Here is a 255-nt window from a genome sequence, read left to right on the forward strand (position 1 = left end):
TCAAGAAATTCGGGTACTGAGTCGTGACCTGATGGCCTCGCTTCAGCAAATTGGGTATGTGACAGCTGGTGTTTTGTGAACATCGAACTTTCGGTTCGTTTCGTCTTCACACACCGCAATCTGGTCTGTTCGACGCAAATTGCTTGGGTGTTATATGGTCAAGCCTCACGGGCAATTAGTATTGGTTAGCTCAACGCCTCACAGCGCTTACACACCCAACCTATCAACGTCGTAGTCTTCGACGGCCCTTCAGGG

The 255-nt window shown here is 49.8% G+C and carries 1 rRNA gene; it reads right to left on the minus strand.

Annotation, left to right across the window (positions count from 1 at the left end):
• Positions 1–154 precede the first annotated feature (154 nt).
• Positions 155–255, minus strand: a 23S ribosomal RNA gene (locus tag AACY19_RS27650); the annotation flags it as partial.

This window comes from Pseudomonas sp. EA_5y_Pfl2_R50 (assembly GCF_963970475.1).
Taxonomy (GTDB): domain Bacteria; phylum Pseudomonadota; class Gammaproteobacteria; order Pseudomonadales; family Pseudomonadaceae; genus Aquipseudomonas.